We start from the raw sequence: 25,445 nt of genomic DNA on the forward strand, positions 1-25,445 counted from the left end.
AGCCAGGAATGCGCGATCGAGTTTTTTGCATTCCTGGCTTTTTCAATTTCCTATCTCTCCAACCAAGCCCGCATCTTACCCGGATTCAGTAACCCATACGGATCAACCTTTTTCTTAAATTCCAGTTGTGCCACATCCACCATTTTCATCCCGCCATCCTCGATCAAATAAGTATGCGGATTGAAAATGAATGCCCCTTTCGATTCATGATGAGCAATGATTTCATTCAACCGCTCCTCAGTGGAATATCGCACTAATTGAAGTGAAGCAGGTCGCGCCGTTCCGCCCACTCTGAGAAATTCCAAATGCGGCATCACTTCATCGCCATAGTGATGGTACATCTCTTCCAGAAGCGTCAAATTCTTATCGTCCGGGAACAGGGTTTGCAGATAAGTAATCGACGGATCAACACTCCGAGCGTGAAGCGTCGTATGGTTCCAACTGTATTCTCCTAGAGTGAATCCTTTGCCTGCATCTTCAGCATTCTTTTGATAAGTAATCTCTCCGCCAAACTCTTTTACATACTCACTCAGCGGCTCTAGACAAGTCTCAGACACAATCAGAAGCGCACAGCTTTTTCCGGTTGGAATGTAACTCTTCAGTGCGGCAAAATAGCCCGGAACCGGATCAGCACAGATGCAAACGAGTTTGTTGATCATGCCATCTGCATCGCTCAGAGTTTGACCAAATCGAGCCGCACCCATGAAATCGTCAAAGGTCACGATCGCTTCTGCCCAAGGATAAGCTGGAGCCAGCGGAATCTCCAACTCGGTAATAATTCCATTTGTCCCGTAAGCGTGAGCGACTTGATATACTTCATCGCCCCGAAGCTCGATCGCTCTCGGTTCATCTTCCATCGTCACCACTCGTACCGCGATCAAATTCCCTCGATCGCGTAATTGCCCATACGTGACTGAGCCAATTCCCCCGCTGCCACCGCCAATAAATCCACCGATCGTAGCAGTCCGATACGTGGAAGGAGCCATGCGAATCTCCCAACCGATTTCACGAGTTTGTTTGTCGATCGTGGCTAATTTCGCGCCTGCTTCTACTCGCAACATTCCTGGCTTCATCCATTTGATCGCGGTCATCTTGGTTAAATCCAGAATCACGCCGCCTTCGAGTGGAATACATTGCCCGTAGTTGCCTGTTCCCGCTCCTCGTACTGTTAATGGCACGCGATATCGAACACAGGCTTGCGCGACTTTCAGGACTTCTGCTTCATTGGCGGGACGAACGACCACATCCCCCACTTTGTCTTGCAATTGGGGAACTAATACCGGACTGAAATGATAATAATCTTGAGACAGTTTGGCGACTTGGCTCGGTTCGGTAATCAGTTCGAGGTCTGCCAAATCTGCGAGAACCGATGCGATCGCGTTCGATGTGGTGGTCGTCATTGCCCTATCCTCTAAGTCTTTTCTGACTATAAATGGATTTCAGGCTGGTAAATGTACGAACGATCGCAAAATTTCCAATAAAAAACCCCGGTCAGAAACCAGGGCAAATAATCAGGGTGCATCTACCATTCCACTATTCCTAAAGTTAGAGAGGCATCCGGAGAATTTCTAAAAATTTCCAATAAAAAACCTCGGTCAGAAACCGAGGCAAATAATCAGGGTGCATCTACCATTCCACTATTCCAAATGTCCAAGGCGTGTCCGGAACATTTAACGGCGTTTTTGAGGTTTGCTGAATTGTCGATCTCTCTCTTTTCTCGGAGCCTGGGAAGACTTGCCAAATGCAGCATTGTAGATTTTTTCGTTTGCCTCGGCAGATTTGAACAAGTCCACAACGGGATTGGGATAATCAACTCCTAAGCGCACATTGAATCGCTCTTGCTCAACGGGTAGTAATTTCCAAGGCTCATGAACTTTCGCAGCGGGAATATCTTTTAGCGCAGGTAGCCAATGTTTCACATACGAGCCATCCGGGTCATAATCCTTGGCTTGCTTGGTGATGTTGAAGAATCGGAAGCCTCGCGCATCATTCCCAACGCCTGCTGTATAGTTCCAGTTGCCCCAATTGCTACAGACATCGTAATCAATCAACTGAGCCTCGAACCATTCCGCGCCCCACTGCCAATTAATTCCAAGATTTTTGGTTAGAAAGCTGGCGACGTTTTGCCGTCCGCGATTTGACATAAATCCAGTTGCAGCAATTTCCTGCATATTGGCATCCACGAGCGGGAATCCGGTTTTGCCTTCGAGCCAAAGATTAAAGCGATCGAGATCTGCTTTCCAGTTAATATCGACCCCTTGCAAGCCCGATCGACGAAACACCTGATTCCCATGTTTCGCGACAATGAACCGAAAATAATCCCGCCACAATAGTTCAAAAATCAGCCAATACGTCGAATCATTCCGCACTCGTTTCGACTCATACTCCTGAACTTGCCAATAGATATAACGCGGTGACAAACAGCCCAAAGCTAACCAGGCAGAAAACTTCGAGGAATAATCGACCCCTAACATTCCATTGCGCGTTTCTTTGTAAACCTTGAGCGCGTCTTGGTTCCAGAAATACTCTTCGAGTCTTGCCTTTCCTGCGGTTTCGCCTCCCCGGTATGGAATCATGGCTCTCGGATCTGGTGGCGGTAACTCTAATTCAAAATCCTTAAGAGTCGGAATTTCGCCTCGATCGATTTCTGGTAATCCGACTAATCGCTGCGGAGTTGGAACGAGTTCGTAAACGGTTGAAGATTTTTCGACTTGCTTGCGAAAACTGGTGAATAGTTCTGGAATTTCTCGAATTTCAAACGGCAAATCATCGACGTGATAAAGCGTTTGCGCCCAGAATCGTTTCGTTGAAACCCCGATCGCTTTCAGTGCATTCTCTAACGCATCTTCGATCTTCGTTTCTTCAGAGGTGACTTCGTGATAGTAATAAACCGCTTCAACTTCTAATTCTTGCGCGATCGCTGGAATTAATTCCTGTGCATTTCCGATTCGGATAATCAAATCACTGCCGAGCGATCGTAGATTTTCCCGCAAATCTGTCACGCTTTCGAGCAGAAAATTTGCCCGAATTGCTCCCGTTTTCGGAAATCCATAAGGAGTCTTACCAAACTGTCTCGGCTCAAAAATATAAACCGGAATCACTTTTGCGCCTGATCTCACCGCTTTGCTTAACGGTTCGTGATCATGCACTCGTAGATCATTGCGATGCCAAATAATAATCCGTTTCTCTGCCACGATCGATCTCTAACGCTTCAATCTCGATCGTAACGCTTCTTAACAAGAACGCGATCGCCAATTAGACTGACGACCGCGCTCTATACCCTATGCCGTGAGAAGTCTAGCCTGCAAAGACGGGTAAGCTTGCCAAGGTTGAACGCAACAGCGCGGGAACAAATCCTTGAACCAGTTGCAGCGCTAGAAATGCCAAAATCGGTGAAATATCGATTCCACCCAGTGGCGGAATGATGCGACGGAAAAGATTCAGATACGGATCGGTCAACTGGCTCAAAATTGCAAAGGGTTGGCTGTACCAATCGATCGTGGGGAACCAGCTTAGGAGAATTCTAAGCACGAGTAAGACAAAGTAAATTCCTAAGAATCGATCGATAGTGGTTGCTAGTAAATCCGCTGGACTCATAACGTTTGAACTTCCTCTTGGCTTAGGGATATTCGATTCATTTTCATCATAGTTTAAGCGATTTTCCGAGCGATCGTACTCTTGCTATAGAAGCACCTAATCTTCTCGCATAATTTCACGCGATCCCGGCAAATCATTTTCAATTCCGCGACCGTTCACAGTGCCTAACTGCTGGCGCACATCATCGATCGCATCATTCAACTGTGCAATCTTATCTTCTAAACTCCGTCGTGCCAATTCAATATTTTGTTCTTCCGAAGCCCGCATTTTTTTCCTCGGCTTCGCAGTTTTCAATTCTGGCTTTTCTTCGACTTCCTCTGCCAATCGTTGCGATGTCACCACTGATCCAATGATTCCGCCAACAATGCCACCGACGATCGCGCCGAGGACAAATCCACCAGAAAAATTATCTTGTTGACTCATGGGCGATCGTTCCTCAAGCTCTATTCCCTCTATTGTATCGATCCTCAAGTGCCAAAAATGCGATCTCCCGCATCTCCCAGTCCAGGAACAATAAATCCGCGATCGTTTAACACTTCATCAATTCCCGCTGTGTAAATCGACAAGCTCGGATAAGCACTTCCCAATTTTTGCAAGGCAGGAGGAGCCGCCACGACTGCAACAATTCTCACCAATGCGGGATCAATTCCCCGTTTGGTCAATTCTTCCATTGCCCGAATCGAACTGCCACCCGTTGCCAGCATCGGATCAACGATCAGAACACGAGTCTGCGGATCAAACTGATCAGGCAATTTGTTTAAATAACAACTCGCTTCTAGTGTCTCTTCATTCCGCACCAGTCCGAGATGATAAATCGATGCCAAGGGCAATAAGGACTGTGCGCCATCCAGTAAACCGAGTCCAGCCCGCAGAATCGGCACGACGACGACCGGGATTTCAGGATTAATAAATGTCGCAGGACAAGGGGCAAGCGGAGTCTCGATCGTGGTTTCGATCGTGGGCAACCATTCGCGAACTGCTTCGTAAGTCAGCCACCGTCCTAATTCTGCGATCGCAGTCCGAAACAGAGTTGAAGGAGTCGAGGCATCACGAGCGACACCAAGCCAATGTTTGATTAAGGGATGGGGCGGAACATATACGCGCAGTTGCAGAGTCATAAATCGCTCATCATGAATGAATCTGAATTATCATACTCCTTCTGTCTCAATATTTTCGGTTATTTCCGTGGCATTCGGCGATTGCATCCTCGAATTTATTGAAATCTTTTCTCATTAGTGTTGACAAGGATTTTCAATAAGCCTTATAGTAACGTTCAGTGTTCTCCTCTCTAGAGGATCGTTCGCGGTTTTAGTTGAGCTAAGATTGACTAGAACCGCTTTTTCCATTTTTATGCAGGTTTTAGGCTACGGTCGCGTGTCCAAACTTGACTATGGTCGCAAGGTCAGTGATGAAGAGTTAGATACTGCCGCCAAGCAGCAACGCAGTCGATTAGAGCGAGCGGGATGTACTGAAATCTTTTTCGATATTCAACGGGGTACGGACGACGATCGTCCGAATTTCGAGAGGCTTATTGCACGAAGGCAGAAACGGGAGCAGTTCGATCGTATTGTGATCACACGCGATGATGGCTTAGGAGATTTATCGAAAACAAATTACCCGTTGTCTTCGGCTTCGCTCAGTCAGCTAGAGATCGCGCCCTGAGCGAATCTGAAGGAAAATACGAACTACACCCGCAGAACTTCAAAATCGCTCAACAGATAATTAATTCGGTAAACCCCCAGCTTTGCTGGGGGACTCCCAGAGTTTGACAGTTCCGGGAATCTAAGAAAGAGTCTCAAAGACACGAACAAAGTGATTCGTGCAAGGAGACTCAAAATGAAAGATACCGGAAGTTTAAGTCATACAAAGTGGGAGTGCAAATATCATGTGGTGTTCATTCCCAAGTATCGGAAGAAAGCGCTGTACTACGAGTTGCGGCAGCATTTGGGAGAACTGTTTCGAGACTTGGCAGCCCAAAAGGAATGTCGGATTGAGGAAGGGCATTTGATGCCAGACCCTGTGCAGATGCTGATCTCGATTCCGCCGAAGTACTCGGTATCGCAGGTGATGGGCTATATCAAAGGCAAGAGCGCAATCAACGTTGCGAGAACCTATCAGGGGCGGCGGAAGAACTTTACGGGACAACACTTTTGGGCAAGGGGGTACGATGTCTCGACGGTAGGACGAGATGAAGCGCTAGTGCGCCAGTACATCCGGGATCAAGAAAAAGAAGATCAGCGGGTGGATCAATTGAATTTCTTCAACGAGTAATCCGATTGCCTCCTTCAGGAGGTGCTGATTTGCCGCTTTGAGCGGCGCACACATGTTAAAGCCAGCTCTGCCGGAGGATACTTACTTGTCGAACTCACGTTAATATAGGAAACCCCGCTTCAGCGGGCTGAGAGCGTAATTCGGAGTTCTTAGCCCAGTTGAGTGGGCTTCCCACGATTAGCCCGGAGATTCATTTCCGGGCGGGTGAATGCGATGAACGATGACTTCTCAAACACCCTCTAAGTCTTTCAAATACAAAACTTTTTTATAGAAAAGCTTTCACCTGCTGATGGAATACGGTTCATAATGGTCATCGAAATTTTGGCGGGCTGGATTCTGAAAAATCTGGCATTAGAAATTAGAGTAAATTCATGTCTCAACTTGAAGACTTGACTCGTGGCAAAACCGTGAAAGGCATTCTGTCAAATCGGCACGTAACGATCGTAGATGTAACTTGGCACGGAACGGACGCGGTAGAGTTGGTTTACAAAGATACCGATGGAAATCTAGGTACTGAGTTAGTTTTCCGAAGCCAGTTATCTGATTTGGAAGTCGTTACGGAAGGGCAACCGTGGAGCTTTGATGGAGACGGAGCATTACTTCGCCTTGTGTCTGAAGCGCATCGAATTCGACTCGCCCATTTATTTGATCCGCTGCTGGCTGTTCATACGTCGTTGGTTGATCCGTTGCCGCACCAAATCACTGCCGTTTATGGTGAAATGATTCCTCGCCAACCGCTTCGATTCTTGCTCGCAGATGATCCAGGAGCTGGGAAGACCATTATGGCGGGGCTGTTGATTCGAGAGTTGGTGATTCGGGGAGATCTGCATCGTTGTCTTGTGGTTTGTCCGGGAAGTCTAGCAATTCAGTGGCAAGATGAGCTTGCCACAAAGTTTCATTTGCCGTTTGAGATTCTGACAAGCGATCGCATTCAATCGGCTCGCACAGGTAACGCGCTGGCTGAGATGCCCTTGGTGATTGCACGATTGGATCAATTGAGCCGCAATGAGAATTTACAGGAAAAGCTGAAGCAAACGGATTGGGACTTGATTATTTGTGACGAAGCGCACAAAATGTCTGCTTCTTTCTTTGGTGGCGAGATTCAGGCAACTCAGCGATACAAATTGGGGAAACTGCTTTCTACTGTGACGCGACACTTTTTACTGATGTCAGCAACACCACACAACGGGAAAGAAGAGGATTTCCAACTGTTTATGGCGCTGTTGGATAGCGATCGCTTTGAAGGCAAATTCCGAGACGGGGTTCACGTTTGCGATACGTCCGACATGATGCGGCGATTGGTCAAAGAAGATTTGCTCAAATTTGATGGCAAGCCGCTTTTTCCTGAGCGGATTGCTCATACAGTTGGCTATCCACTGTCTGACTTGGAGGCAACGCTTTATCGTAAGGTTACCGATTACGTTCGCGCTGAGTTTAATCGGGCAGATGCGCTCGACAATGAGGGTCGTAAAGGAACGGTCGGCTTTGCGCTAACCATTTTGCAACGGCGGTTAGCGTCTTCTCCAGAAGCCATTTATCAATCGATTCGACGGCGGCGAGAACGACTTGGGAAACGCTTGCGCGAAGAGGAATCTCTGAAACGAGGACTCACGGCGCAGATCGAGTTTGGAAAGACGATCGATCCGGAGGATTGGGAAGATGACTTCGAGGACTCGCCTGGAGATGAGCGAGAAGCGACGGAACAAGAAGTCGTTGATCAAGCGACGGCTGCCCGGACTGTAGCGGAACTGCAAGCGGAAATCAGCCAGCTAGAGGATTTAGAACAGTTGGCATTAAGAGTGAGACGAGGCGGTACAGATAAGAAATGGGAAGAACTTTCAAAACTACTTCAAAATGAAGCAACGCTCTTTGACATACATGGACATCGTCGTAAGTTGGTCATTTTTACAGAACATCGAGACACACTCAACTACTTAGCAGATCGAATTTGCACGTTGCTCGGTCGTCCGGAGTCAGTGGTGATGATTCATGGAGGCATGGGGCGAGAGCAGCGAAAGAAAGTTGAGAGTTCGTTTAAGCAAGATGTTGAGGTTCAAGTTCTTTTAGCAACGGATGCGGCAGGGGAAGGGATCAACTTGCAAAGAGCGCATTTGATGGTGAACTATGATTTGCCGTGGAATCCGAATCGGCTAGAGCAAAGATTCGGACGGATTCACCGAATTGGACAGACCGAGGTTTGTCATCTTTGGAATCTGGTTGCCGCAGAAACTCGCGAAGGAGAAGTGTATCGATCGCTGCTCAAGAAGCTGGAACAAGAACAGAAAGCATTGGGCGGCAAAGTGTTTGATGTTCTAGGAAAGGCGATCGCAGGAACCGAGCTACGAGAACTGCTAATTCAAGCGATTCGGTATGGCGATCGGTCTGAGGTGCGCGATCGATTAAATCAAGTTGTGGCTGATCGACTCGACCAGCAGCGATTGCGAGAACTGCTGGAAGAAAGGGCGTTGGTGCGGGACTTAATCGATGCGTCAGGGGTGCAGCAAATTCGGGAACAAATGGAACGAGCCGAAGCCCGAAAATTACAACCTCACTTCATTGTGTCTTTCTTCTTGGAAGCGTTTAGACAGTTGGGTGGTACGGTCAAGCAACGTGAATCAAAACGCTATGAAATTACTCATGTTCCGGCAGTGATTCGCAGTCGTGAAGGGTTTGGGATGGGAGAACCAATTCTGCGAAGCTACGAGCGGATTTGTTTTGAGAAGACCTTAATCAATCTTCCTGGAAAGCCGATCGCGTCTTTTGTTTGTCCAGGGCATCCATTGTTAGATGCAACGATCGACTTAATTCAAGAACGCTACCGAGATTTGCTCAAACAAGGTGCAATTCTAGTCGATGATAACGATCCGAGTGAACAAGTTCGAGCTTTAGTGTATCTAGAACATTCGATTCAGGATGCCAGCACAGATGCGAGTGGTAAGCGGCGAATTGTCTCGCGACGAATGCAGTACGTCGAAATTGATGCGGAGGGCAATGCTCAGAATGCAGGCTACGCGCCTTATCTGAACTATCGATCGCTGTCTGATGAGGAAAAGCATATAGTGGCATCTGTGGTCGTAGAGTCTTGGTTGAAAAAAGATCTGGAATCTCAAGCATCCAGTTATGCGATCGCGCATTTAGTTCCACAGCATCTTCAAGAAGTTCGGCAGCGCAAAGAAGAATTGATCGATAAAACGCAAGTTGCAGTCAAAGAACGGTTGACCAAAGAGATCAATTACTGGGATCAAAGAGCGATCGTTCTATCTCAGCAAGAAGCTGCCGGAAAAGTGAATGCCAAAATTAATTCAGCGAAGGCAAGGACAAGAGCGGATGAGTTGGAATCCAGACTAAAAAAGCGGGTGGCGGATTTAGAGCAAGAGCGACGACTTTCTCCATTGCCACCTGTTGTGATTGGAGGCGCGATCGTGGTTTCGATCGGGCTGCTTCAGCGACTTCAAGGAAAACGGCAGTCTACACCAAGTTTGTTTGCCAAAGAAACGAAGCGGGTGGAACTGGAAGCGATGAAAGCAGTGATGGCGGCGGAGCGATCGTTAGGGCATCAACCTCAAGATGTGAGTGCGGACAAATGCGGTTACGATATTGAATCGAGAATGCCAGATGGAAAGCTGCGATTTATTGAAGTGAAGGGACGAATTGAAGGCGCAGAGACAGTCACAGTGACAAAAAATGAAATTCTCACGGCATTGAATAAGCCAGAGGAATTTGTTTTAGCATTGGTGCAGGTTCCGAAATCGGAAGAATTCAAAGACGGCGATGCGTTTCGGGTTCGTGCTTCTCAGGGAGAATATCAAGTGGATGAATCATCGATCCTTGGGATTTCTGCGAAGCAGATCGTTCGATATGTATGGCAACCGTTTCAGAAAGAGCCAGATTTCGGGGTGACGAGTGTGAACTATCATTGGCAGGAATTGTGGGAGCGAGGATCTCCGCCGCAGTAGAAACCAGAGTCAAGCGAAGGAAGCTCACAGAACTGATATTCGTTAGATAGAATTACGCTATGTCTGGGTCTTGAAAATATTTTTCTATTACAGTTGATATGAGTTTGCTCATTTCCGATGAATTAGTCAAAGCCTCTGGATTGTCTGAAGCAGAACTACTGCAAGAATTAGTACTGCTGCTGTTTCAGCGCGAAAAACTCTCCCTCGGTAAAGCCAGTCGCATTCTCGGTATGACCCAACTCGAATTTCAAGCGCTTCTTGCAAGCCACGACCTTTACATTCACTATGATGTTGAAGACCTGCACGAAGATGTTAGAAACTTGCAAGAGTTAGGCTTACTGTGATCATCGTCAGCGATACATCTCCGATCGCGAATCTCATTGTCGTCGGTTACGATCACCTACTTCCTCAGCTTTTCGGCTCCGTCATCATTCCAGACTTGGTGTACCAAGAACTAATTGCTAATGGGAGCCGCCATCCTGTTACCCAAATCGTACAAATGGTTGACTGGCTAAAAATTCGTTCTGTCACTGATGAGCAGCAGGTTGAAGCGCTAGAGAACGATCGTAATCTTGACCCTGGAGAGGCAAACGCGATCGTACTTGCGATCGAGCTTGGAGCAAACCAGTTACTGATTGACGAACGGCTTGGACGGCTCGAAGCGAAACGGCAAGGCTTAAGAATTACTGGAATATTGGGTGTTCTACTCGCTGCCAAAAACCAAGCCCTAATTCCAGAAGTTCGTTCGATCGTGGATGCTCTGATTCAACAATCAAACTTTCGCGTTAGTTCTCAACTCTACAGTGAAGTATTGCAACTGGCAGGGGAACAGGGAGAATGAGCCGATTGCTCTGCAAGCGATCGCCATCACGATCAAGCACTCCAACAACGCTTCGATTTGATGACAAGCGATCGTTGTAGAACAGAGAACTCGATCGTGCTGAAATTCTCAAAATACGTAAATAAATTTAACTAGATAAAATAAGTAGCAAATATTTCTATTTCTCACACCGTAGAAGTACTGGGATATTACTTCTCATGTATCAAGATTTCGTAATGCTTGCGTAAATACAATGTGCTGATTGCAACTTACTAACTGAATTAATTCTCAATGAGTTGGGTACAAATAAGTAACTTGCTCAATTTTAAGAAAGTATAAAGCGATGTCAGTACGCAAGAAGCTCATTGAGGTTGCTCTCCCGTTAGAGGAAATTAATAAGCAATCTGCTCGTGAAAAATCGATTCGTCACGGGCATCCTTCGACACTTCATCTTTGGTGGGCGCGGAGACCGCTTGCTTCTTGTCGGGCTGTATTATTTGCATCACTGGTAGATGATCCTTCAGCACGACCTGAAGAGTTTCCAACCGAAGAAGCACAGGCGATCGAGAGAAAGCGACTCCTAGAACTCATTGAGAAATTGGTGGCTTGGGAGAATGTTAATAATCAGGAATTGTTAGCAGAGGCGCAAGCAGAAATTCTGAAATCGACGAATGGGAATCCGCCTCCGGTACTCGATCCTTTCTGTGGTGGGGGATCGATTCCGTTGGAGGTGCAGCGATTGGGGTTGGAAGCTCATGCGAGTGATATCAATCCGGTGGCAGTGCTGATCACAAAGGCGTTGATTGAGATTCCGCCGAAGTTTAAGAATCAACCGCCTGTGAATCCGGAGGCGCAGAAGCAATTAAAGGCGAATCAGTGGTTTGGGGCGCAAGGATTGGCGGAAGATGTGCGCTACTACGGAAAGTGGATTCGGGATGAGGCAGAAAAGCGGATTGGACATCTGTATCCGAAAGTGAAATTACCAAAGGAATTGGGTGAGGGTGAAGCAACGGCGATCGCTTGGCTGTGGGCGAGAACGGTCAAGTGTCCGAATCCAACTTGTGGCTGTCAGATGCCGCTAGTCAAGTCGTTTGAGCTTTCGACCAAGAAGGGGAAAGCGGCTTGGGTTGAGCCAGTGATCGATCGAACTCAAACTCCGCCCGTTGTGAATTTCACAGTTAAAACAGGCGAAGGAAAAGCGCGTGAAGGAACAGTTGGTCGTCGTGGAGCAGTTTGTATTGCTTGTGATACGCCAATGGCTCTAGATTACGTTCGGTCTGAAGGGAAAGCGAAACGAATGTCTGAACAGTTAATGGCGATTGTAGCTGAAGGACATCGTGGACGAGTTTATCTGCCTCCGAATTCTAATCATGTGAAGATAGCCCAACAAGCACAACCCCAGTGGCGACCTGAATTAGAGTTACCTGAAAATCCTCGTAACTTCAATACGCTGATTTATGGTCTAACTACCTTTGGCGATCTTTTTACTGATCGTCAACTTATTGCATTAACAACGCTCAGCGATCTAGTTAAAGAAGTGCGCGATCGGATCTGCCAAGATGCTGCTCAGACAAGAGAGAAAACTGAAGTAGAAAGTTATGCAGATGCGATTTCAACCTACTTGGGCTTTGCAATAGATAAACTGGCAGACTATAACTCGTCAATCTGTAGCTGGCACTCAGGACGAGACACAATCAGAAATACCTTTGCTCGTCAAGCTATTCCGATGTCTTGGGACTATTCTGAAGTTAACTTGTTTAGTGATTCAACGGGCAACTTTAAAGGAGGCATCAAGTGGATTGTTGAGGTATTGGCAAATCTACCAACTTTAAGGATTCAAAGCGGAAAATCTGAGCAAAAAGACGCTAGAACTCCATTTGACAACATTGATAAAAGTAACCTTCCTATCGTTTTTACAACTGATCCGCCTTACTACGACAACATCAGCTATGCGGAACTATCTGATTTTTTCTATGTTTGGCTTAGACAATCGCTGGGAAGCATCTATCCTGAGCTTTTCAGCACATTAGCAACTCCAAAAGAACAGGAGCTAGTAGCAGCACCTTATCGATTTGGAGGCGATAAAGAGAAAGCTAAACAATTCTTTGAAGACGGTTTGAATCAAGCATTTCAAGAAATTAAGAACGTCTGTGATCTGGCTTGCATTCTTCATAAACAGTGCAATCAAGACTATCCTTTCTCAGTTTTCTATGCTTTTAAGCAAACCGAAACCGAAAGCGAGAATGGTCTTCAACTGACTGCTTCAACTGGATGGGAAACAATGCTAGAAAGTTTGATTAAAGCAGGCTTCAGCATTACTGGGACATGGCCCATGCGGACAGAATTAAGTAATCGAATGATAGGAAGAGATTCTAACGCTCTTGCTTCCTCGATCGCTCTCGTCTGCCGCCCTCTCCCCAAAACCGCACCCAAAACCACCCGTCGCGACTTCCTCAACGCCCTCAAACGCGAACTTCCCGCCGCCCTCCGCGCCATGCAGCAAGGCAACATCGCCCCCGTCGATCTTGCCCAAGCCAGCATCGGACCCGGCATGGCAGTCTTCTCGCGCTACAAACAAGTCCTCGAATCCGACGGCACCCCCATGCGCGTCCGCACCGCCCTACAACTCATCAACCAAACCCTCGACGAATACCTCACCGAACAAGAAGGCGAACTCGATGCCGACACCCGTTGGGCGCTCACCTGGTTCGAGCAACACCAATTCGATGACGGCAACTTTGGCGATGCCGAAACCCTCTCTAAAGCCAAAGTCACCAGCATTCAAGGCTTAGTCAGTGCAGGCATTCTCACCGCCAAATCCGGCAAAGTCCGCCTCCTCCATCGCGACGATCTCCCCTCACAATGGAATCCCAAAGGCGACACCCGCATCCCCGACTGGGAAGCCACCCAACACTTGATCAAAGCCCTTCTAGAGCGTGGCGAACACCAAGCCGCTTTCTTGCTCAACCAACTCGACCTCGATCGCACTGAAATCTACCGCGATCTTGCCTACCGACTCTACAACATCTGCGATCGCAAATCCTGGACACAAGAAGCGATCGCCTACAACAGCCTCGTCATTTCCTGGTCAGAAATCACTCGTCTTGCCGCCCAACAACCCAAGACCGTTCAAGGTCAACTCGCAGGAGTCTAAGTCATGGCAATTAGCAATAAAGAACGCATTGGACGCGCCTTAGATCACTTGCGCGACGGGCTTTATCCATTCATCGAACGAGAAATGAAAGCGATTCACCGCGATCGCTGGCTCACGGCTGCCTCTGCTTGTCTCCCCGATCACTACGTCGCCCGTCGCGATGTCCAAAAAGTTCTCCGCGAAGACATCTCCGCTCTGTTGATTGTGCTGTGGGAACAGTGGAACGCTGTGTTCAAGCAGACTCTTGGACGCACCGAACGCAGCATCGTGAGTGAACTGCGAGACACGCGGAATGATTGGGCGCACACCAGCACGATTTCGAGCGATGATACCTATCGCGCCTTGGATAGTATTACTCGATTACTGAATGCGATCGCAGCCCCCCAAGCCGATCTCGTTGAAAAGCAAAAACAAGAACTCCTCCGACTGCGCTTCGACGAACAAGCCCGCCGCGAAACTCGCCGCGCTGCCTCCACTTCACTCGAAGGCACACCCATTCACGGACTCAAGCCCTGGCGAGAAATCGTCACCCCGCACCAAGATGTCGCCTCCGGTCGCTATCAACAAGCCGAATTTGCAGCAGATCTTTGGCAAGTCTTTCTAGACAAAGGCTCCGACGAATACCGTTTACCGAACGAATTCTTCCGTCGAACCTACCTAACCGATGGACTCAAGCACCTTCTCACCAATGCCTTGACCCGATTGAGCGGAAACGGTGGAGATCCTGTCATCGAACTCCAAACCAACTTTGGAGGCGGCAAAACTCATGCAATGCTCTCCCTGTATCACTTGTGCTCTGGAGTCGCTGCAAAAGATCTTCCAGGAATGGAGCCTGTTTTCTCTGAGTCAGGCGTTAATGAGCCGCCTCAGACCGTCAACACGGTTGTACTTGTCGGAAACAAGATCTCTCCAGGACAACCTCACGAAAAGCCCGATGGCACGATCGTTCACACACTTTGGGGCGAAATTGCTTGGCAATTAGGCAAATCTGCTGGTGGAACCCAAGAAGCCAGAGCCGCCTATGAAATGATTCGCAAGGCAGACGAAACCGCAACGAATCCTGGCGATGTTCTCACTTCTCTGTTTAATCGCTATGCTCCCTGTCTAGTGTTGATTGATGAATGGGTTGCTTACGCCCGTCAGCTTCATGAGGAAAACGATCTTCCCGCTGGCAACTTCGACACGCATATCACCTTTGCCCAAACCTTGAGCGAATCCGCCAAGAACGCCGATCGTACTCTTCTCGTCGTCAGCATTCCTGCCTCGGATATCGAAATCGGTGGCGATCGCGGAAAACAAGCTCTTGATCGATTGAAAAATGCGATCGGGCGAGTCGAATCTCCGTGGCGACCTGCCAGCGCTGAAGAAAGCTTCGAGATTGTTCGTCGTCGCTTGTTTCAATCGATTAGCCCAGATGCTTACGTTGCTCGTGATGCGGTTGTTCGCGCTTTCTTCGACCTCTACCAAAACCAGGCACAAGAATTTCCCTCAGACTGCCGTGAAGCCAGCTACAAACGCCGACTTGAAGAAGCATATCCGATTCATCCAGAAGTCTTCGATCGGCTTTACTCCGACTGGTCAACGCTCGATAAATTCCAGCGCACCCGTGGCGTTTTGCGCTTGATGGCGAAGGTGATTCATTCGCTGTGGGACAGAGGAGACAAAAACCTCCTGATCATGCCAGCCAGCATCTCAATGGATGATACTCAGGTGCAAACCGAACTCACCCGTTACTTAGAAGATTCTTGGGTTCCCATCATTGAAAAAGATGTAGATGGTGCAAACTCCCTACCGGTTTCCCTCGACAATCAAAACCCGAATTTAGGACGTTATTCTGCCTGTCGCCGCGTCACACGAACCATTTATCTCGGTTCGGCTCCCACTCTGCAAGCTGCCAATCGAGGCATCGAAGACCGTCGCATCAAGCTTGGTTGTGTCCAACCCGGTGAAACCGTCGCAACCTTTGGTGATGCCCTTCGCCGTCTCACCGACCAAGCGACTTATCTCTACGTCGATAGCAACAATCGTTACTGGATCTCCACTCAACCCAACGTCACTCGCACTGCTCAAGACCGCGCCACCCAGATCCAAGAAGACAAAGACCAAATCTGGGAAGAAATCATCAAACGTCTGAAAAGCGACAAGCAGCGCGGCGAATTTGCTGGCGTTCACGTTGCCCCCGATTCAACAGCGGACATTCCCGATGAAGAAACAATGGGTGTCCGCCTCGTTATTCTGAGTCCTCAATATTCTCATATTGCCAAAACTTCAGATAGTCCAGCCCGTCAGCAAGTTGAAGCAATTCTTAGTCACAAAGGAGCTAGTCCCCGCTATTGTAAAAATCTGCTTTTGTTCCTAGTGCCTGACAAAACAAAGGTGACAATTCTAGAACAAAGTGTCAGTCAGTATCTAGCTTGGGAGTCGATCGTTCAAGACAAGACGGTTCTCAATTTAGATGTCTTTCAGAGTAACCAAGCGATCGCGAAACGCAACCAAACCAACGAAACCGTTGATTATCAGCTAAAAGAAGCGTACCAATGGTTACTTGTTCCGGGTCACGATTCCAGCGCAACCCATCCTAAAGATCAATTAGTTTGGACGGACATTCGCCTCCAGGGTCAAGACTCACCGATCCTTCGCGCCAGTCGCAAAGCGGTGCATGAGGGACATTTGCTTACGACCTATGCTGCGAGTCTGCTGCGATTAGAGGCACTCGATCGCTATCTCTGGCGCGATGTCGATCACCTTGATCTCAAAAAACTATGGACATATTTATCCAACTACCTCTATCTTCCCAGATTAAAGAATGAGCAAATGCTGCTTCAAGCCGTTCAGGAAGGCGCATCGGCAATGCTTTGGGAAGAAAATTTTGCTTATGCGACGGGTTGGGATGAAGCGAAACAGCGCTATTTGGGCTTAAAAGCAGGGACGAGAGAATCCTTTACAGTTTCATTGAGTTCCCAAAACTTCATTGTCAAGCCTGAAGCCGCACTTCGCCAGTTGACTGCGGATGAAGCGGCTCGAAACGCGATCGTTGAAACAAGCAATTCCGCCGAAGTTGGACAAGACATCAATCACAAGACTCAAACTCCAGCAAATCAATCTCTCCGAGTCAGTGAAGGCAGTTCGCCGTCGATCGCTGCTACGAAAAAGCAGGTACAGCGTTTCTATGGTTCTGTGTCGATCGACCCCATTCGGCTCACACGCGACACATCGCAAATTGCGAATGAAGTAATCCAGCATCTCAGCAGTCTCAATGCCGATGTTCAAATCACGCTCGAAATTCAGGTGAATGCTCCGGACGGCATCCCAGAGAACGTCATTCGCACCGTTTCAGAGAACTGTCGTGTTCTGCGCTTTTCTCAACAAAGCTTTGAGGAAGATTGACATTTTTGTTGAAAAGTAAAAAGCGATCGCATTCGTCATTCTCGAATGTCTGACAACTGCGATCGCAAAGGATCGGCGGAAGATGCTAAGTCCCTTGGTTCTACTGCGACTGAAACCGGGTTTCCAACTAATCCGATCGCAAAGGATCGGCACAAGTATCCGCATCGAACGATTACACATTGCTTTCTAGCGTTTCCAACTAATCCGATCGCAAAGGATCGGTGCAACCTACGACGAGTTCATCGCGCACTACGGGTGGCTACAGTTTCCAACTAATCCGATCGCAGAGGATCGGCGCAACAGTTTCGCTTGCCTGATGATCGATACACACCACTTTGTATGTTTCCAACTAATCCGATCGCAAAAGATCGGCGCAAGATCTTAAATTACACGACAAAGATCGCACCGATGCAGACGTTTCCAACTAATCCGATCGCAATGGATCGGCATACTAACGATCATTTCACAGTTGCCCTTTTGCGGCGGCTAATTCAATTCGCAGCGTTTCAATTTGCTCTCGTAATCGTCCTGGAGACTCAATTCGACAATCCGAAAAGGTGACGGCATCAATATCTAAGAAAGCGGCGATCGCCATTTCAATCACAAATTCAACAGGTAAATCCGTCTCTTCCGCATAAGCTTCTAGGGCTTCACGAATGCTCGCTGGTAAATGATTGAGAATGCCTTTAAGGGCTGCAATGTCTGTCGTTTGCATTATCTTTACTCTTCAGCGCGGATTCTAATGTTATAGCGTGGTTTGAGGGTCTGAATCATCAGCGTTTCAAGTTCTAACTGCGATCGTCGCCATTCGTTTGACAACACTACCGCACAGATGCGAATTTCATCAGGATCAATGCGTTCGACGTATGCCCAAGAGATTGCTTTGTGTCCGCCTGTAAATCGACTGCGAAGATTGCCTGCTTTGCCAATGTACAAAATTCCTTCTTCTCGATGTTTCACAGCATAAATTCCAAGTCGAGTGGGTAGATCCTCATAGTCTTTTGATAACGGGCAACATTCTTCAAATGGTGTATCTATGAGAACTTGAAGAATTCTCATCGCCTCTCGTCTGATCTGTTCATCACGATCGCTCATTCAAAAATACGCTCTATCGTTCACAGAAAGATTTTCGCAGTAAAAAGCGATCGCATTGTCAGAGATTCAAACATGACAATGCGATCGCAAACAATCGGCGCAAGCATCTTCTGGCAGTTTGCGATTACTGTATTTGACGAGTTTCCAACTAATCCGATCGCAAAGGATCGGCGCAAGTGATATTTTTCCGGTTTGTAATACCTGCCATGATTTGAGTTTCCAACTAATCCGATCGCAAAGAATCGGTGCAACTGCTGATTGGATTATGATTGATGAGCAAAGACATGTGTTTCCAACTAATCCGATCGCAAAGGATCGGCGCAACTCTGAAAGAGATCTATTAATTAATCTATTTAATTTGTTCCCAACTAATCCGATCGCATAAATCGGCATCTTCTAATCATCACCCCAGAATCTCTGAAATCCAAACGGCTCCCCCTGCAAAAATCGTAAAAACTGCTCACACTCCCGCGACTGATCCGGAAAAATCGTCAGCAACTCCAAAAACTCACCCGTCACCTTTGGTTTCGGCTTCTCCTCTGGATTTTGCCGATTCCCCACTAGCTTCACTCGTGGATACATCCGATGCCACAATCGTCCAATCTGTCCCACTTTCCCAGTCAATCCCGCTGCATAAATCGTTCCTTCTGGCTGCACTCGTGCAATCCGCTCTTGATACGCGCCATGAAACCAGCGAATCGCCTCGCTTTCGTCCTGATTTGCTGCCAATCGTCCCCACACTTGAACCCGCTGCGGATGCCAAGCCTCGCGCCAGTCGGCTGACTTTGCCCCGTTCGGAGTCACCTGCTGAAGCTGCATCCATGCCGCAGCGGTGTCTCGCACTTTGTCGATAAACGTCTCTAGTCCAGAGAGCGATCGCACTTGCACATCGCGCTTGAGTGCCATCTCACCCAACCATTGCCAATGACAGCCGATCAGCGGTTTATATCGATCGTTATCATAGTAGTCTTCAAAAAATAAGCGATGATCCAATCGTCGCCAAGACTTGCCAAATCCGCCCAACACCATTGCAAATTGAACTAAGTGCGCGAGCAATTTCTTCAAGGTTTCCTCGTGTGTGGGGTCGCCTAAAGATCTTGCCAAAAGCAAACTTAATTCTCCTTCGACCTCGTAAGCGGTCTGTTCATACGATGATCCCGCTTGGAATTTGGGCAACGCTAGTCGAGACTCTTGAAAGCGCAAGCCTACCAGTCCGACAGTTCCATGACCACTCACACCCCCAAAGAGATCTTCGACTAAACGGGATGCGGTGCGATCGTCGGTCAATCCACCAAAAATTCTCAAGGCGTGACCCCGCAACGCTGCCCGGAAAATGTTCGGACGAAATTCTCCTTTACCGTTGAGCAGCTTTGGCGCTTGTCCCTGTCCTTTGAGGCGGGTGCGATAAAGAACTTTCAAGCCTTGGGCGACCGTTGTTTCACGGCTTGTTTCAACATGACCGTAGCCCGCACAGACTCGACTGCCTAACCCGGTCGCGATCGCGCTTTCCCAAATCTGCCAAACCTCATCCCAATTCACATCTTTAGCGCGGCTCGAAATACTAAATCGCAGAGTTGGTTTGTAGAGGGAAATCTGAGCAAAGGCAGCCGATTTTTTCGCTTGGTCTTCGACTTGCCAGCCTTGTTGAGGATGAACAATATCGACCAGGTTTTCTGTCCAACTGGTGTCGATCGGATAGCCTCCTTGAAATCGTAAAATTCCAGGTTGCTCAAGATTGCCACAGTATTTTGCTGCTTGTTGTGGAGTGCAAGTGCGGCGAAAGAGTCCTTTCATGCTGCTACCGGGATAGTACACCCAACCCCGCGCCCCAATCACTGGACGAATCACACTATCATCCATGCCGCAATTGGTGATCAATCGCCAAGTGATTTTGTAAGTTCTCGATCGAACAGTCTCCCCTAGTTCCGGTAGCTCAGGATAAACTTTATCGACCCATTCATCTACCCACTGCACAGCATCCGGTTCTTCATCTTTCACAAGTCGCTGAAGTTGGCAGCGTCCATTCACTTGTGCCCGAAACATCATCGGGACTCTCTTATGCGGTTCAGGAATCGCTGTCATCGACTAATCTCCCGACTTTGTAGCGTTGTGTCCACCAGACAATGCAATCACAGAGTTGGGTCAGAACTGCGATCGCGATTCGTTGATCTTCTAATCTCAATGCCCATAGCTTCTCCGACATTGCTTGGACTTGTTTAACATTGTTGACATTAACTGGATCATTGGGAATCGTTACGCCTGCTCGTTTCATGATGACAACGAGTTCATCCCACGTCTCTTAGTCTGATTTTTGTTGTTCTTTTCCACTGAGGCGCAAATGTTCACCCCAAAACCGTTCTAGCCCATAAGCAACTGCCATTCGCATCTTGTGAGACTGATTGAGTGATTGTGGATCTCTTGTTCTGGCATTCAGGACTAATTTTTGAGCAATGCGATCGAGATCATAAGATTTCCAACCCATGATTAGTTCTCCTCCGACAGTGTGACCTGGCAACGACCAAACCCGATCGACTCTAAGCCGCCAAAATATAGCTCTGAAGTTTCTGAGTTGAAGGGCTTCCAGCCTTGGGCGCGAGTTGCGATCGGAAACACCATGACTGTTCCTTCTGGTAACGCTTCAACGTTGAAAAATCCACCGCCATCAACCTTTTTCTCGGTGTCTGATAGTTTGACTCGGCTCTGACGAAACAGGGACATATCATGAACCATTGCAATGTCATTATCATCGACAACGACTAAATTGTTCGCGTTTAAGTTAACGCCTGGATGCACCCAAGGCGAAAGTTCAACTTCATGCTCTAACTCAATAAAACCGAGATTGAAAAAGAGAGTCCGGGTCATATTATTGCCGATCTGTCGCCCCAATCCTTTCGGTGCAGAGTAGGGAAGTGGTAAGGGTACTTTTGAGATCGGCTGATCATAAGCTATCTTCTGATATCGCTTCAGCAACCACGGACAAGTCACCCACACCACAGGCTGTCCTGGACAGAACACAGGCAACCAGACGATCGAGGCATATTCAAATTTAACGAAAGCTTCCGTCGTTTCAGAATCGTCTTCTTTGATCGCTTTGCCATACCAATGATGTTCCTCTCCAGGTTTCTCTTGCCGCATATCTGCCCGAAATCGACCGCGAATCGAACTTCCCGGAATAATGCCCGTTTGCGTAAATTGGTCGCGAAAAATCAAGTTCAGATTTCCCGTTTCTTCTCCCGCACTGGCTCCCACGTGCAATGGGGCGAGTGCCTCAATAATTCCATAACGTTTGGTGTACATTCTGTCTGTCCTTTAGTTCAACGGTAATGCAAGACCACATCCCCAGCGTTTCAGTGATGGACCTTCTTTCGGAAACCAATCGATCGACCAATCTTGCCAAGGAATCTCTAAGGGTTCTTGCAGAACATAGACCGTTCCTGCTGGAACCGCGTACCGTCCTCGCGACAGTCGTTTTGGCTGATGGGCAGAACGCACTTTGTTTCCTTGTTCATCGAGTCGATCGCCTAATCGATACCGAAACGGTGTAGGTCGATCGGTCAACATCGTGGTGACTGCCCATTGCTTTTCCTGACCAATCATCGGGGCGCGATACGATAATCGATTCGATCCCCAGATGGCAGGCGTGATCAGCGCAAAACAGTTGCCGACAGGTTGCCGCAAGAGTGTTTGAGTCGATTCGCTCAATTCGTGGCAAATCACATCAACCATGTGTCCTTCACCCCCGAAGCGATACCATCCAGCCTCAAGCGGAAGATTCGAGAGATACACGAGACACACTTCAGGGTGAAGCTGCACTGAGTTTTCTAGAAATAAACTGCCGCCGTTTTCTTCTGGATTAACGACTCGCCGTTCCGTTTCTTGTAAGCGTGGATGCAGGTGAGGTAGAAATTTCCAAGGATCAGCATAAATAGCAGGATTTGCTTGGGAGATGGCATTCATCGATCGCGTTAACGTTTGCCAATGGTCGATCGCAATCCATCCCCCTGAATGGCTTTTACTATGCTCTTCTCCATTACTCTGCCATTCGTCATTCCAAGTGAGTTTTGCTGTAATGTGTCCAGCTTGGAGTGTTTTCTGGTGCGGTGGAGTGTGAGATGTAAAATTAAGCGGTAATGGAACATAGAAGTTTTGGGGGGCGCTGCTTTGTGCCCAGAATGCACCAGCAAGTTGCAAATCTTGAATTGCAGCATTGCCATAAGACGCAGCAAACAGCCCTGAAACAACCGCAGCACTGGGAGGAAATCGAGTTCCCGATCGACCAACTAAGTTATCTGGTGACAGAAAGCGTCCAGCACTGCCGTAAAGCAATCCCAATGGCTCAATCTGAATCAAATACTTAAACATTGCCTTGCCCCCACTCACTCTGCAAATGAAATCCAACTTTCGCGAAGTTGACAATCCAATTTTTAAGCGCAAGGTTAATTTCATCCGGCGGACAGTTCGCTTGATTGCCTAGAATCCCTGCAAAAGTTTGATGATTGCGATCGTTGTACTGATTCCACCAGTATTTCTCGTTCAGTAAGTCGTTGTCTTCACCAAAGTAGGCTTTGAATAGTGCGTGAGTGACTTCGAGGTTGATTGCTGTTCCGGTTCCAAAAGCGTGTCTTGATTCGAGAACAGCAACATCATTGTAGAAGTGAACCCATTTTTGCTCGCCTTTTTTCTTATTGCGATCGCAGTACTGATCAAACAATCCTTGCTCTAGCACCCACCAGGGACACGCCCACTCCAGATAAGTGCCACTGTTGAACAGAATGCGAAAATTAATACGATCGCGTCCTTGCTGTTTCGCAACTTTCTCAGCTTCTCGACAGTGTTGCAGCACTTCTCGCTGAGGGACTTTCGGACCCGCCCACACAAACCCAACACTAACGTTAATCGGTTTCTGCTTGGGTACATCCCAGACTTTCGGCTTGAACTTAGTGAAAAATGCTAAACAGTCTTGGGCTTGCAGTTGATAGTTCTCGGCGAATAGTACGCCTAAAAAGTCATCGCCGCCAGCATACACAATTCGACTATCACCGGGCAGTGAGGCTTTCGGTAAATCACATCCCCACTGCCGCATCTCCCGACTGAACTCTGTAATTCGGTCAATCTCTAGTGTTTGGAGATAATTGCCCGCTCCATCGCCATCGCCTTGAAACCAGCCTGTCCAGTAGTCAGGTTGATTCGGGTTACGTTTTCGCTTGAGTCGATTCAGTTCTTTGAATGATTCGGGTCTAAGCTGCTCTTTGATGTTTTGAATCAGTTTATCCAGTTCATCGGGTTGTTTAGGCTGTGATTCACCGAGTAATTGCCGCAAGCGATCGCCTACTTTCTGAGCCACATCTCCATGCGTAATCATCCGTTTGATCAATTCCGGGATGCTGAGTTCTTCTCTCGGATCGATAAACGCTTCTCCGAGTTTTTGACTCAGTTGTTGATAGAATTGCTCGACTTTGATCTTTTGCTCGTGATAGTTGTAGCGACGTGGATCAATGCCAGCGCGTCCGAGTTCGGGATACGCGATCGCATTACTGCCCGATAGCGTTGAGCTTTCCCCCGTCCAATTGATGCCTGTCCAGTTGCGTGATCGCTTGATTTGAGTCAGTTTGGCTTTGACTTGGGCAAGCGTTTCTCCGGGTTGCCCCTGCACACAGAAGAACTCCCAAGCATAGTTTGCTCACAGGCTCCAATCACGTTCCCAGTGGTAGTGCCAAGGCTTGCCATTCGGAGCGATGACGAGTTTGGTTTCAATCCACTGACGGCAAGTTTCGACTGCACATTTCCAAGCTTGATTGAATGCAGTTTGAGCCGTTTCAGCTTCAAGTTTCCCTTCGATTAGGATGACATTGGGAAGTCCTTGGGCAATGTTGGTGAGGGCAGGGGAGATGATGGGGAAGTGTTGACTTTCAGCGGCATGGCAGACTGACCAGGAGAGAAACGATAACAGGTAGGAACTGCCGTAGAGGTCGCGGAGTTTGCGGGAGTTTTCGATGAAACCTTGGATCGGGGCAAAGGTAATTGCGGTATAAATCGGGGGCGATTTGGTCATGGGGTGCAGGAAAAATCACTCGATCACTAATATGCAGATGTTTCAATTAATTCCTGAAAGATCAATAAAATTGCGTAGAATTTGTTGAGAGCGATCGATATTTTGCCTGTATTTCTCAGCGGATGCGATCGGATTAGTTGGAAACATTCCATTGAGGGGATTAAACCACGGGGTGATGCCCAGTTTCCGGTCGGGTGCGATTGGATTAGTTGGAAACTTGATCTCAGGAATCCCGGTGTAATCTTGGAACCAAAGAGTTTCCGGTCGGGTGCGATCGGATTAATTAAAACGGTGCGATCGTGCTTGAATTTTCTTCGGGTACGATCGCATTTCTATTTGAATAGGAGTCAGCGTGGCGCAAGATGAACCCCTAATCGATCCATTTCTTGACCAACTCTGTAAGGGCTACACCGAAGCAGAGGTTCTAGAAATTACGCAATACCTGAGCGAGTGGGACGCTTCCACCTACGCCAGCGTTGCTCAAAGCATTCTTGATCATGCCGCTCGAAAAGAATACGATCCCTTGAAATACTTGCGAAAAGCGCATAATTTTAATCAACGCAATGCAGTTCGAGTTCCCAGAACAGGCTACCGCAGCGACAATTCAGCCGTGTATCGTAAAGGCAATGAGTACTTGATTGTTCGACCTGATCGATTTGGTATGGAGAAAATAGTCACCTACGGAGTCAACGATGACTGAAGCCATCCTCAATTTCCAAGTTCCTGAAGCAAAGAGAAATTACATCGCCCATCTGCTAGAGCAATCAACTCGCGAGTACCAGCACAGCAAACCAGAGCGCCAAATCTTAGCAACGGTTGAACCGCCCAACGAGTCAGACTTCACGCTGCTAGAAGAAATCGAACTGTTAACCGTAAACATTCGTGGGTATGCCAGTCAAATTCAAGCGAGAGGTCGGATTGAACCCGCGATCGCAGCTATCGATCGACTTCAGCATCAATCGATTTTTGAGCATTCCGCGATCGCTCACTTTTACTTTACGACTAGCGATCGTTACCCTCAAACCAAAGCCTACCTGCAAACGATCGATTATCTACGCCTTGTGATTTTGGATTACCTCAAAACGAATTAGCAGCAGTTCTATCGTAATAAAC

At 47.9% G+C, this 25,445-nt stretch carries 23 protein-coding genes; 9 read left to right on the top strand and 14 right to left on the bottom strand.

Translation table 11 applies throughout. The features are described 5' to 3' along the window. Positions 1-50: 50 nt before the first annotated feature. The 5 genes from ACQ4M5_RS14815 to upp all read right to left on the bottom strand — a co-directional run bounded on the left by ACQ4M5_RS14815 (position 51) and on the right by upp (position 4,715). Positions 51-1,400, bottom strand: coding sequence for an FAD-binding oxidoreductase (locus ACQ4M5_RS14815; protein ID WP_430676407.1), 1,350 nt, complete (start codon positions 1,398-1,400; stop codon positions 51-53). 270 nt (positions 1,401-1,670) lie between these two features. Further along, a complete protein-coding gene (locus tag ACQ4M5_RS14820; RefSeq protein ID WP_430676408.1) occupies positions 1,671-3,194 on the bottom strand; it encodes a DASH family cryptochrome in 1,524 nt (507 codons plus the stop codon). A gap of 103 nt (positions 3,195-3,297) precedes the next feature. Beyond that, on the bottom strand, positions 3,298-3,597 hold the full coding sequence (locus ACQ4M5_RS14825) for a YggT family protein (RefSeq protein WP_430676409.1): 300 nt from the start codon (positions 3,595-3,597) through the stop codon (positions 3,298-3,300). Positions 3,598-3,693: 96 nt separating this feature from the next. Next, positions 3,694-4,020 (bottom strand): hypothetical protein, encoded by a 327-nt coding sequence (locus tag ACQ4M5_RS14830; protein ID WP_430676410.1) that lies wholly within the window; start codon positions 4,018-4,020, stop codon positions 3,694-3,696. A 44-nt stretch (positions 4,021-4,064) separates the two neighbouring features. Then, positions 4,065-4,715: a uracil phosphoribosyltransferase gene (gene upp / locus ACQ4M5_RS14835; protein WP_430676411.1), complete on the bottom strand. Its 651-nt coding sequence runs from the start codon at positions 4,713-4,715 to the stop codon at positions 4,065-4,067. A gap of 205 nt (positions 4,716-4,920) precedes the next feature. Here upp and ACQ4M5_RS14840 point away from each other — a divergent pair, with 205 nt between their 5' ends. The 7 genes from ACQ4M5_RS14840 to ACQ4M5_RS14870 all read left to right on the top strand — a co-directional run bounded on the left by ACQ4M5_RS14840 (position 4,921) and on the right by ACQ4M5_RS14870 (position 17,185). Further along, positions 4,921-5,259 (top strand): recombinase family protein, encoded by a 339-nt coding sequence (locus ACQ4M5_RS14840; RefSeq protein ID WP_430676412.1) that lies wholly within the window; start codon positions 4,921-4,923, stop codon positions 5,257-5,259. A 174-nt stretch (positions 5,260-5,433) separates the two neighbouring features. Continuing rightward, entirely contained in the window at positions 5,434-5,868 is a 435-nt protein-coding gene (tnpA, locus tag ACQ4M5_RS14845; RefSeq protein ID WP_430676413.1) for an IS200/IS605 family transposase, read from the top strand. 371 nt (positions 5,869-6,239) lie between these two features. Further along, a complete protein-coding gene (locus ACQ4M5_RS14850; protein ID WP_430676414.1) occupies positions 6,240-9,824 on the top strand; it encodes a helicase-related protein in 3,585 nt (1,194 codons plus the stop codon). A 98-nt stretch (positions 9,825-9,922) separates the two neighbouring features. Next, entirely contained in the window at positions 9,923-10,168 is a 246-nt protein-coding gene (locus tag ACQ4M5_RS14855; RefSeq protein WP_430676415.1) for a UPF0175 family protein, read from the top strand. After that, positions 10,165-10,665, top strand: coding sequence for a DUF3368 domain-containing protein (locus ACQ4M5_RS14860; protein ID WP_430676416.1), 501 nt, complete (start codon positions 10,165-10,167; stop codon positions 10,663-10,665). The genes ACQ4M5_RS14855 and ACQ4M5_RS14860 overlap by 4 nt, the downstream gene beginning before the upstream one ends. A gap of 322 nt (positions 10,666-10,987) precedes the next feature. Continuing rightward, on the top strand, positions 10,988-13,798 hold the full coding sequence (locus ACQ4M5_RS14865) for a DUF1156 domain-containing protein (protein ID WP_430676417.1): 2,811 nt from the start codon (positions 10,988-10,990) through the stop codon (positions 13,796-13,798). 3 nt (positions 13,799-13,801) lie between these two features. Continuing rightward, on the top strand, positions 13,802-17,185 hold the full coding sequence (locus tag ACQ4M5_RS14870) for a Swt1 family HEPN domain-containing protein (RefSeq protein WP_430676418.1): 3,384 nt from the start codon (positions 13,802-13,804) through the stop codon (positions 17,183-17,185). A 463-nt stretch (positions 17,186-17,648) separates the two neighbouring features. On the opposite strand, the gene ACQ4M5_RS14875 is transcribed toward ACQ4M5_RS14870, so the two are convergent. The 9 genes from ACQ4M5_RS14875 to ACQ4M5_RS14915 form a co-directional block, all read right to left on the bottom strand. Continuing rightward, on the bottom strand, positions 17,649-17,900 hold the full coding sequence (locus ACQ4M5_RS14875; protein WP_430676419.1) for a hypothetical protein: 252 nt from the start codon (positions 17,898-17,900) through the stop codon (positions 17,649-17,651). 5 nt (positions 17,901-17,905) lie between these two features. Continuing rightward, positions 17,906-18,244 carry a GIY-YIG nuclease family protein gene (locus tag ACQ4M5_RS14880; protein ID WP_430676420.1) on the bottom strand — a complete coding sequence of 113 codons (339 nt, stop codon included), beginning with the start codon at positions 18,242-18,244 and terminating at the stop codon, positions 17,906-17,908. A gap of 432 nt (positions 18,245-18,676) precedes the next feature. Then, a complete protein-coding gene (locus ACQ4M5_RS14885; RefSeq protein WP_430676421.1) occupies positions 18,677-20,362 on the bottom strand; it encodes a hypothetical protein in 1,686 nt (561 codons plus the stop codon). Further along, positions 20,346-20,552 (bottom strand): hypothetical protein, encoded by a 207-nt coding sequence (locus tag ACQ4M5_RS14890; RefSeq protein WP_430676422.1) that lies wholly within the window; start codon positions 20,550-20,552, stop codon positions 20,346-20,348. The genes ACQ4M5_RS14885 and ACQ4M5_RS14890 overlap by 17 nt, the downstream gene beginning before the upstream one ends. 27 nt (positions 20,553-20,579) lie before the next feature. After that, a complete protein-coding gene (locus ACQ4M5_RS14895) occupies positions 20,580-20,762 on the bottom strand; it encodes a hypothetical protein (protein WP_430676423.1) in 183 nt (60 codons plus the stop codon). A gap of 2 nt (positions 20,763-20,764) precedes the next feature. Next, complete coding sequence (locus ACQ4M5_RS14900) at positions 20,765-21,577, bottom strand: RAMP superfamily CRISPR-associated protein (protein WP_430676424.1); 813 nt, start codon at positions 21,575-21,577, stop codon at positions 20,765-20,767. Positions 21,578-21,589: 12 nt separating this feature from the next. Further along, complete coding sequence (locus ACQ4M5_RS14905) at positions 21,590-22,642, bottom strand: type III-B CRISPR module-associated Cmr3 family protein (protein WP_430676425.1); 1,053 nt, start codon at positions 22,640-22,642, stop codon at positions 21,590-21,592. Continuing rightward, positions 22,635-23,933: a Cas10/Cmr2 second palm domain-containing protein gene (locus ACQ4M5_RS14910; RefSeq protein WP_430676426.1), complete on the bottom strand. Its 1,299-nt coding sequence runs from the start codon at positions 23,931-23,933 to the stop codon at positions 22,635-22,637. Before ACQ4M5_RS14910 ends, ACQ4M5_RS14905 begins: the two co-directional genes overlap by 8 nt. A 27-nt stretch (positions 23,934-23,960) precedes the next feature. Then, positions 23,961-24,332, bottom strand: coding sequence for a type III-B CRISPR-associated protein Cas10/Cmr2 (locus ACQ4M5_RS14915; RefSeq protein WP_430676427.1), 372 nt, complete (start codon positions 24,330-24,332; stop codon positions 23,961-23,963). Positions 24,333-24,684: 352 nt separating this feature from the next. Between ACQ4M5_RS14915 and ACQ4M5_RS14920 the strand changes: the two genes are divergently transcribed. Further along, positions 24,685-25,032, top strand: a complete 348-nt coding sequence (locus ACQ4M5_RS14920; protein ID WP_430676428.1) for a hypothetical protein — start codon at positions 24,685-24,687, stop codon at positions 25,030-25,032. Next, on the top strand, positions 25,025-25,423 hold the full coding sequence (locus tag ACQ4M5_RS14925) for a hypothetical protein (protein ID WP_430676429.1): 399 nt from the start codon (positions 25,025-25,027) through the stop codon (positions 25,421-25,423). The genes ACQ4M5_RS14920 and ACQ4M5_RS14925 overlap by 8 nt, the downstream gene beginning before the upstream one ends. Positions 25,424-25,445: the final 22 nt, after the last annotated feature.

This window comes from Leptolyngbya sp. AN10 (assembly GCF_050565645.1).
In the GTDB taxonomy this organism is placed as follows: Bacteria; Cyanobacteriota; Cyanobacteriia; order Leptolyngbyales; family Leptolyngbyaceae; genus Leptolyngbya.

Coding starts and splice junctions, on each gene's coding strand:
- ACQ4M5_RS14815 (WP_430676407.1), bottom strand. CDS start 1,400: ATGACGACCACCACATCGAACGCGATCGCATCGGTTCTCGCAGATTTG.
- ACQ4M5_RS14825 (WP_430676409.1), bottom strand. CDS start 3,597: ATGAGTCCAGCGGATTTACTAGCAACCACTATCGATCGATTCTTAGGA.
- ACQ4M5_RS14830 (WP_430676410.1), bottom strand. CDS start 4,020: ATGAGTCAACAAGATAATTTTTCTGGTGGATTTGTCCTCGGCGCGATC.
- upp (WP_430676411.1), bottom strand. CDS start 4,715: ATGACTCTGCAACTGCGCGTATATGTTCCGCCCCATCCCTTAATCAAA.
- tnpA (WP_430676413.1), top strand. CDS start 5,434: ATGAAAGATACCGGAAGTTTAAGTCATACAAAGTGGGAGTGCAAATAT.
- ACQ4M5_RS14850 (WP_430676414.1), top strand. CDS start 6,240: ATGTCTCAACTTGAAGACTTGACTCGTGGCAAAACCGTGAAAGGCATT.
- ACQ4M5_RS14855 (WP_430676415.1), top strand. CDS start 9,923: ATGAGTTTGCTCATTTCCGATGAATTAGTCAAAGCCTCTGGATTGTCT.
- ACQ4M5_RS14865 (WP_430676417.1), top strand. CDS start 10,988: ATGTCAGTACGCAAGAAGCTCATTGAGGTTGCTCTCCCGTTAGAGGAA.
- ACQ4M5_RS14870 (WP_430676418.1), top strand. CDS start 13,802: ATGGCAATTAGCAATAAAGAACGCATTGGACGCGCCTTAGATCACTTG.
- ACQ4M5_RS14875 (WP_430676419.1), bottom strand. CDS start 17,900: ATGCAAACGACAGACATTGCAGCCCTTAAAGGCATTCTCAATCATTTA.
- ACQ4M5_RS14880 (WP_430676420.1), bottom strand. CDS start 18,244: ATGAGAATTCTTCAAGTTCTCATAGATACACCATTTGAAGAATGTTGC.
- ACQ4M5_RS14885 (WP_430676421.1), bottom strand. CDS start 20,362: ATGACAGCGATTCCTGAACCGCATAAGAGAGTCCCGATGATGTTTCGG.
- ACQ4M5_RS14890 (WP_430676422.1), bottom strand. CDS start 20,552: ATGAAACGAGCAGGCGTAACGATTCCCAATGATCCAGTTAATGTCAAC.
- ACQ4M5_RS14895 (WP_430676423.1), bottom strand. CDS start 20,762: ATGGGTTGGAAATCTTATGATCTCGATCGCATTGCTCAAAAATTAGTC.
- ACQ4M5_RS14900 (WP_430676424.1), bottom strand. CDS start 21,577: ATGTACACCAAACGTTATGGAATTATTGAGGCACTCGCCCCATTGCAC.
- ACQ4M5_RS14905 (WP_430676425.1), bottom strand. CDS start 22,642: ATGTTTAAGTATTTGATTCAGATTGAGCCATTGGGATTGCTTTACGGC.
- ACQ4M5_RS14915 (WP_430676427.1), bottom strand. CDS start 24,332: ATGACCAAATCGCCCCCGATTTATACCGCAATTACCTTTGCCCCGATC.
- ACQ4M5_RS14925 (WP_430676429.1), top strand. CDS start 25,025: ATGACTGAAGCCATCCTCAATTTCCAAGTTCCTGAAGCAAAGAGAAAT.